Annotated in this window: 6 protein-coding genes; 1 reads left to right on the top strand and 5 read right to left on the bottom strand. The window is 67.9% G+C overall.

The annotated features are described in order from the left end of the window. Positions 1–49 precede the first annotated feature (49 nt). The 3 genes from ACWGJO_RS01545 to ACWGJO_RS01535 all read right to left on the bottom strand — a co-directional run bounded on the left by ACWGJO_RS01545 (position 50) and on the right by ACWGJO_RS01535 (position 1,252). Positions 50–457 (bottom strand): VOC family protein, encoded by a 408-nt coding sequence (locus ACWGJO_RS01545; RefSeq protein WP_452181623.1) that lies wholly within the window; start codon positions 455–457, stop codon positions 50–52. Positions 458–566: 109 nt separating this feature from the next. After that, positions 567–767 carry a hypothetical protein gene (locus ACWGJO_RS01540; protein WP_452181622.1) on the bottom strand — a complete coding sequence of 67 codons (201 nt, stop codon included), beginning with the start codon at positions 765–767 and terminating at the stop codon, positions 567–569. 80 nt (positions 768–847) lie between these two features. After that, a complete protein-coding gene (locus tag ACWGJO_RS01535; RefSeq protein ID WP_452181621.1) occupies positions 848–1,252 on the bottom strand; it encodes a hypothetical protein in 405 nt (134 codons plus the stop codon). 929 nt (positions 1,253–2,181) lie between these two features. Here ACWGJO_RS01535 and ACWGJO_RS01530 point away from each other — a divergent pair. Then, positions 2,182–2,475 (top strand): hypothetical protein, encoded by a 294-nt coding sequence (locus ACWGJO_RS01530; RefSeq protein WP_452181620.1) that lies wholly within the window; start codon positions 2,182–2,184, stop codon positions 2,473–2,475. A 2,771-nt stretch (positions 2,476–5,246) separates the two neighbouring features. Here ACWGJO_RS01530 and cas7c read toward each other — a convergent pair. After that, a complete protein-coding gene (gene cas7c, locus ACWGJO_RS01525) occupies positions 5,247–6,104 on the bottom strand; it encodes a type I-C CRISPR-associated protein Cas7/Csd2 (protein WP_452181619.1) in 858 nt (285 codons plus the stop codon). Positions 6,105–6,135: 31 nt separating this feature from the next. Next, positions 6,136–7,983, bottom strand: coding sequence for a type I-C CRISPR-associated protein Cas8c/Csd1 (gene cas8c, locus ACWGJO_RS01520; RefSeq protein WP_452181618.1), 1,848 nt, complete (start codon positions 7,981–7,983; stop codon positions 6,136–6,138). Positions 7,984–7,985: the final 2 nt, after the last annotated feature.

The raw sequence follows: 7,985 nt of genomic DNA, 5'->3' as shown, positions 1-7,985 counted from the left end.
CAAGACCGCTGACTCCCGCCCACGACCAGGACGAGCACCCCGGAGAACGTCACGCCGGCCCCTCCGACCAGCACGTTCGAAGTTGGCGAGGCTTGCTGTAGCGCCACTCGTCAATGGTGAACCGATTTCCCGAAGGGTCGTTGACCGTGAACGTACGCCCGAGAGGCCACTCCATGAGTTCGCTGCCGACCAGCCCGACGCCCTCTTCGAACTTCAGGGCCTTGAGTCTCTCGAACTCCGCCGAGGCGTTCGCGACGGAGAGCGAGAAGATCGGGTGATCGCCCGATGCGGCGTCAACCTCGCGAAGCATCAGGCCGAGGTCCTCGGTGTGTACGGACCTGAGCAGGATGTGGCCCATCCCGAAGTCCTGCGCGAACGAGAAGTATCCCAACTCTTCGACGTAGAACCTCAGGGCCCGTTCCAGCGATACGTACCCCAGATGAATATGGACTCTCATCCCGTCCCTCGGCGAGCTCGAACGACCGGCGCCCGGCGGCAATCCTCATAGCTCCTCACTGGGCTCCTCTCTGATCGCAGTTCCGAGAATGTCATCGGTTGACCGACTGTCAGCCGGAGCGGCCGTGCTTGTGCAGCGCGGCACTCGCGCGGAAGCGGATCCGACCGCAGTGGTCCTTCTCCTCCTCGCTTGCGTCGACCCCGCAGCCGCAATGCTTGGCCAGCCAGGCCAGGTCGGCCGGGGCCAGCCACAGCGCGATGCGCCCACGGTCGGCCTCGACCTGAGGATTCGTTGGCTCAGTCCCAGTCACATCGGGAGATTACTCGAGGTCCGGCAATGTCTTGAAGATCATTAACGAACTCCGGTCAGAGCCGAAATGGGTGAGCCCCATCACCGCGTCGCGTCCCGGGTCACAGACACGCGGCGAAGCGGCCGTCGGGCGGTTTCCGCAGCCAGCTCCGCCCGGCGAGCTTGGACAGCTTTCCCGCGCAGCGGCTCCGGCTTGCTCCGCACCACCACCTCGAGCCCCAGCGGCGGCAGCGCGTCCTTACCTACGCCGGGCCCGCGATGCGGGACCAGCACCACCGCACGGCCCGCGACCTGCGCGGTCACCGGCTCGGCCGCGGCTGTTTCGGCGGCGAGCTGTTCGGTCATCCGCTGCCAGACTCGTTCGGCCACCGCGAGTTCGTCGCGCTCGGTCCGGACCTCCGCGATCTGCTTGGTCAGCTGTTCTTCGAGTTCGTCCGCCTCCGCGCGTCGCGCGGCGATCCGTTCCGCGATCTCGGACTCCACCATGAGTCGGATCGTAGGCCTCACCAGGCCTGGGACGCGGAGGAATCGGCGAAACCGGCCCGTCAGACGATCAAGACGACAGACTCCTGCCCACGACCAGCACGAGCACCCCGCCCCAGCGTCACACCAGCCCCTCCGACCAGCACGTTCGAAGATGGCGAAGGCTCAATAGTCGATCGCCACTCGCACCTCGGGATCCAACTCGACCCCGCACCGGGAGTGCAATCCTCGGCTGTCCCACAGGGCGACCGCCACCCGGCGGGCCCGTTGTGATCACTGACGTCCACTACCCCCTGCAATCCTCGCCCCCGAAGGGCGACCGCCACCCGGACGTGGGTGGGCGCTCCTGGGGCAGCCTCTACATGTTGCAATCCTCGGCCGCCCCGAAGGACGACCGCCACCGCGTGGGGCGATCCACGCGATGAAGTCGGTTGCGCCGTTGCGATCCCCGGCCGTCCGAAGAGCGACCGCCACCCCTTGATGGTCTTGCCGTGGATGGCCGCCATGTCGTTGCGACCCTCGGCCACCCCGAAGGGTGACCGCCACACTGGCCGCATTCGCGGCCTGACCAAGATCAAATTCGTTGCGATCCTTAGCCGCCCCGAAGGGCAACCGCAACCCCGTTGATCACCTGCTGGATCGAGCGCGGGCCATCATTGCGATCCTCGGCCACCGAGTAAGGCGACCGCCGCCGGCACGCACAGCGAGCTTGGGCCACACATAGGGAGGTTGTGATCCTCGGCCGCCCTGGAAGATGGCCGCCTCCATGGCATGTTCGCCATGGAGGTAGGCCGGGTCGATGTTGCGATCCACGGCCATCCGGAAAGGCGACCGCCAATAGAGGCTGCACAGGTTTTCCACCTCCAGGAAGCCGTTGCGATTCTCGGTCGCCCCAAAGGGCAACCGCCACACTGGCAGTCAAGCTCCCCACAGTGTCGGTCATCCAGAGTCGATTGACGGCAGCTTTGTTTCGATCCTCGGCCGCTCCAGGAGCGACCGCCAACAGTGCCGTGCCCAGCTCTTCGGCTTTGGTGCCGTTGCGATCCTCGGCCGCCCCGAAGGGCAACCGCCACCGCGGCATTCGCATCCGCGCGGGTCTGCGTGCCGATGTTGCGATCCTCGGCTGCCCGGAAGGCTACCGCCACAAGAACAACGGCACCGAACTCGACATCACCACCGAGTTGCGATCCACGGCCACCCAGAAGGGCAACCACCACTTGCCGTAGATGCCACGGGCATCAGTGTTCCCGCCGTTGCGATCCCTCGCCCCCGACGGACGACCGCCACTGCGAGACCAGGATCCACGAGCCGGAGCGGACGCGGTTGCGATCCTCGGCCACCCCGAAAAGCGATCGCCACGATCTGTCCCTGCTTCTCGAAGAGCTTGGAGGCGATGTTGCGATCCTCGGACACCCCGAAGAGCCACCGCCACCACCTGCGCGCCCGTCAGACGCTTGCGAGGGCCGTCGCTGCGATCCTCGTCCGCCCGGGATGGCGACCGCCACCGGCACCGGGCAGATCACCGCCGCCTCGTCCAGGACGTTGCGATCCTCGGACACCCCGGAGAGCGATCGCCACACCGGACTCGCCCGGGCGGGGCAGCTCGTTCCAGTCGTTTCGATCCTCGACCGCCTCGAAGGGTGACCGCTACCTCGGGGGCTTGCACGTACGCTTCGGTGTCATCGACGTTGCGATCCTCGGCCACCCAGGGGGACGACCGCCACTCTGCAGCGGATCGAGGACGTTGCGCTCGATCGTCTGGTTGCGATCCTTGGCCGCCCCGGAGGGCGACCATCAGCATGTCGCGCACGCTCGCGAACCCGGGCGTGAACGAGTTGCGATCCTCGGCCGCCACGACGATGGTGCGGTCGAGGTCGCGGGCCCACGGGATGTTGGGATCCTCGGCCGCCCCGAAGGGCCACCGCCACTACCTGCGTTGGGGCTACGAGCTCATCGGGCAGATGTTGCGATCCTCGGCCGCCCCGAAGGGCGACCGCCACCAGGGCCATGCGCCGCATCCACACGAGCGTCGCGGCGTTGCGATCCTCGGCCGCCCCGAAGGGCGACCGCCACCCGACGGCGAGCGCGATCGCCGCCTGCACGAGGCCGAGTTGCGATCCTCGGCCGCCCCGAAGGGCGACCGCCACGGTCGGTGGCGGTCGCGGTGTACGGGCCGGGGACGAAGTTGCGATCCTCGGCCGCCCCGGAAGGCGACCGCCGCTGAGAGCCATCGACCGAGCAACGACGCACAAGCTGCTGGTTGAGAGCCTCGACCGCCCCGGAGGGCAACCGCCACCGGCCGCCGGGCTGGGGGACGGAGAGTCGGCACGTGTTGCGATCCTGGCCGCCCCGGAGGGCGACCGCCACGCGCGTACACCTGGCCGTCCCGCCGACAGTACGGGAAGTTGCGATCCTCGACCGCCCCGGAGAGCAACCGCCACTCAGAAGGCTGTAGCCGCCTGCCCGCACACTCTCTGTTGCGATCCTCAACCGCCCGGAAGGCGACCGCCACCGTTCACTACCGCAAGGGAGCGGCGACGCGATACACGTTGCGATCCTCGGCTGCCGCAGAGGGCAACCGCACCAGCGCGGCCAGCACCCGCATCTCAACCGCTTGGTTACGATCCTCGGCCGCCCCGGAGGGCAACCGCCACGTTCCAGTTTTCTGGGCGGGCGTTCCAGCTTTCTGGTTGCGATCCTCGGCCGCCCGGGAAGGCGACCGCCACCTCGCCAGGACCTGCTCCGTGCTTGGCGTCAAGCCGTTGAGATCCTCGGCCACCCCGAAGGGCCACCGCCACGCCAGCCGCCCGCTGAGTGCGCTTCGGGGCGTTGGCGTTGCGATCCTCGGCCACCCGAAAGGGCGACCGCCAAGGCGTTGCCGTCGGCGGAGGCGTGTACGGGGTCCATGTTGCGATCCCCGGCCGCCTGCGAAGGCGACCGCCACGCTACTGCGCGTCGTAATGGTCGAGGAAGTAGTGCGCGTTGCGATCCTCAGCCACCCTGAAGAGCGACCGCCACAAGGCAGTTGGACAGTTCGTACTGCCGGGCAAGTTTGTTGCGATCCTCGGTCGTCCCGGAGAACAACCGCCATCGTCCGTCGCTGGCGTCTACACGGGCCAGTACCGGGAGTTGCGATCCTCGGCCGCCCGAGAGGGCAAGCACCATTGGGGATTCTCCAGCCACAGTACGCGGTCCTTGGCATTGCAATCCTCGGGCGTCCGGGAGGACGACCGCCACCTCCCACCGGCTTGCCAGCGGCGACACCGTCGCGCTGTTGCAACCCTCGGTCGTTCCCAGGGGACGACCGCCACCTCGCACTGTCTGCCAGCCAGCGGTGACGATGTCGCGGTTGCGATCCTCAGCCCCGGGGGTCGCCACACGGCTTGCGTTGGCATCGTCGCGGGCGTTCCCGGTGTTGCGATCCTTAGCCACCCCGGACGGCAACCGCCACGCCCTTGACCCACGCGCCCTCCTCGACGTCATAGGCGTTGCGATCCTCGGCCGCTCCGAAGGGCAACCGCCGCCTAGGAAGCGGCGTCGCACCGCGCTGTGGGGCAAGGGGTTGCAATCCTCGGCCGCCCCGGAAGGCGACCGCCACGCCCAGCACTGCAGGACGAAGGGGTTGGTGAACCCATTGCGATCCTCGTCCACTCTGGAAGGCGAGAGCCACGGGCATGCGGGTCAGGCCACTGCGCAGGGCCCGGAAGTTGCGATCCTCGGCCGCCCGGGAGGGCGACCGCCACTAGCCAACATAACCGAGGACTACTCGGACGTCGCGTAGTTGCGATCCTCGGCCGCCCAGGAAGGCGACCGCCACTGTGCCGCGACTACCTCGCGAGCTGCACGACTTACGAGTTGCGATCTTCGCCTGCCCCGAAGGGTGACGGGTTTCGACCCTCGGCGAGTCAGGAGGCCATTGGCCTGGCCTGGGCTCGAATACGTTCCAATGTTGAGTTATCAAGTTGCGAGGCAGCTGTCCAGGGCTGTTTGGGTCTGGCTAGTCGACCAGTGCGGTAAGAGTGATTCCTTCCGGAACGTCTGGGTCGACTGTGACCTTGTAGTCGGAGTACGAGCGTGCTGCGGTGTGGCCGAGCGGGGTGACGTGCACGCGATCGAGGAGCTTGTGGGCGGGGGTTTGGCCGTAGGCGTTGGCGTGGCTGAAGACCCAGAGGCCGCGGAGTGCCATGGAGGCGCGGGCGGCGGCGCGGTCGTGTTCCAGCATCATCTCGAAGGCCTGCCACAGGGCCTGGAGGTCTTCGCTGGTGACGCCGGTCTTGGCGGCGAGCGGGGCTGAGAAGTGGCCGGCGCCGCGGTAGAGGCCGTAGGGGACGATGTTCTTGGTGCCCATCTCGGTCTGCTTGGTGGCCAGGTCCTCGACTCGGGTCGGGGTGACGCGGGTGATGGGGACTTCGATCGTGGTGACGGGGTCGATGGACCTGCTGAACGTGAGCTGCAGGGGGCCCTGGACGCGGCCGGCGGTCCGGTCGCGGTTCTTACCGGTGGTCATGACGGCGCCCATCATGCGGATGTCGTAGAAGGTCTGGCACATCCAGCCGCGGGCTTCGGACTCGTTGGCCGCGCCGCCGGTGTCGTAGGCGCGCTCGTGCTGGGCGTTGAGGGCAACGCCGGCTTCCACGTAGATGTCGTAGCCGGGGCGGCCGGCGTTCAGGAGGGCGACGGTGTTGCGGATCTTCCGCTTGAGGGCGACGTCGGTGACGTAGCCCTGCATGGTGATGGGGTCGGTACGGGGGGCGCCGCCGTTGTCGGGGTCGCCGTTGGGGTTGCCGTCGACGATGTCGAAGAGGAACACGAAGTCGTGCTTGCGCGCGGGGTCGAGGTGGGCGGGGATCGTCATGGTGGGCTCTCGCTTTCCGGTAAACGGGTGGTCAGGCGGTTTCGGCATCGGCCGGGGCAGCTTCGATGAGGTCCGAGACGTCGAAGAGCGCACCGGCCCCGGCAGGCTGGGGCTCGGCCGGCCCGGCGGCATGCTCCTTGGCAGCCTTGTAGGCGAGTGCGGCAGTGATGTCGGCCGCGCGCTGGTGTTCGTAGCCGAGGACGAAACGGCCCTGTTCGGGGACGGTGAGCAGCAGGGGGACGTCGTTGAGGTGTTGGTAGATGTCGCGCATGCGGGCTTCGAGGGCGTTGGCGGTGGGCTGGTTGCGGCGGCGGATGATGCGGAGGTGGTTTTCGGCGCCGGCGCGGAGGTTGGCGAGGACGGTGGCGGGGCTGCTCATGGCGGTGCCGAAGTATTTGTCGGTGATGGTGGTGTTGACGGTGCGTCCGGTGTCTTTTGCTGCGCGGCGTTGGACGGCGGCGAGGGTGGCGAAGAGGCGGCCGCACATGTAGGCGGGGTCGTTGGCGTTGGGGTCGAGGCCGGGCATGCCGTGCTCCTGGGTGTGGTGGCGGGTGAGGGCTAGGCGTAGGAGGGCGGTGCGGGGGCCGTCGATGCGGCGGTCGGCGCGGATGCGGGCGAGGAGTCGGGGGAGCATCCAGGCGGGGGGTGGTGTGCCGTGGAGGGCGCTGTGGAGGAGTGCTTCGTCGATGCCTTCGGGGATGGTCTTGGGGTGGTATTTCTTGTCGGTTTTGACCCATCGGGCGCAGGCGAGGGTGAGTCGCCAGATCGGGTAGGCCTGGTAGCGCGGGTCGGTGTCCGGGTGCGGGTGGTCCTGGGTGCCTTGGGGTGACCAGGGGTCGAGGTATCGGTGGTCGCGGAACCAGCGGCCGAGGCAGTCTTCGATGACGGGCAGGGGGACGTCGATCCAGTCGCGTACAACGACGCGTGAGGAGTTGGCGCCTAGGGTGGCGGAGTAGAACTTGTTGACGTCGGCGGAGTATTCGGTGGTCCCGGTGCCCGGTTTGAAGATCTTCGCGATGAGATTGGCGATGTCCTCGGGTTGCGGGTCGTCCAGGTTTCCGAAGTGGTTGCGTTTGACAGGTTCGCGGGTCCACCAGACCGTCACTGCGGTGTCGGCGCGCCGGCGGTGCTTCGGGTCGGCGAGGAGTTCGCCGAGTGAGGTGGTGGCGGCCGTTCCGCACCTCTCGCACAGGGGGGTGGCGGCGAGTCCGGCGGTGACGCCGGCGCGGCCTTGGGCGGCGGTGTTCACGCTGACGAGCTGGGTGCTCTTGGCCTGTTTGGCGGGGATGGCGCCCATGGCGATCGAAATCGGAACGGTGGCGAGCAGGGGGCGTTCGTGTCCGCAGACGAGGCACAGGCCGGTGTTGCCAGCTCCTTTGGAGTCGCTGACCTTCTCCGCCCAGAACTGCAGGGCGGTCGGCTGCTGGTGGGCCCATTGGCCGTCGACGCTGATGGCAACCAGGTCGCCGGCGGCCATGTCAGCCGGCAGCTCCATCGTGGTGCCGAGGAAGCGGACGACGGCTTCGGCGGTGGGGTCGCCGGGGTTGGCGGCTGCCCATTGCCGGGCGAGCTCGGCGAAGGCCGTGCGGCATTTCGCCGCCCGGGCGGCGTCCTTGTCCTTGATCTCTCCGGTTTTGGGGTCGGCCTTCGGTACGCCGAAGACGTACTGGGCGTTGTCGGCGAGCAGGCACGGTGCGATGGCGACCGTGCGGGTGGAGGTCGGCACGTCCAGGCGGAGCGCGGGCTGACCCTTGGGTACTCGCAGGTCCTGGAGGTCCGCCAGGTCGCCGTCGAGGAACACGGCCCATTTGATCGTCGCTGGTTTCGTGTAGGAGTGTTCCTGGTCGGCGACGCGTTCGGTGAGGCGTTGCAGCAGCATGG

The organism is Kitasatospora sp. NPDC054795 (assembly GCF_053611565.1).
This window is presented reverse-complemented; position numbering and strand designations above follow the sequence as displayed.

Coding starts and splice junctions, on each gene's coding strand:
- ACWGJO_RS01545 (WP_452181623.1), bottom strand. CDS start 457: ATGAGAGTCCATATTCATCTGGGGTACGTATCGCTGGAACGGGCCCTG.
- ACWGJO_RS01535 (WP_452181621.1), bottom strand. CDS start 1,252: ATGGTGGAGTCCGAGATCGCGGAACGGATCGCCGCGCGACGCGCGGAG.
- cas7c (WP_452181619.1), bottom strand. CDS start 6,104: ATGACGATCCCCGCCCACCTCGACCCCGCGCGCAAGCACGACTTCGTG.
- cas8c (WP_452181618.1), bottom strand. CDS start 7,983: ATGCTGCTGCAACGCCTCACCGAACGCGTCGCCGACCAGGAACACTCC.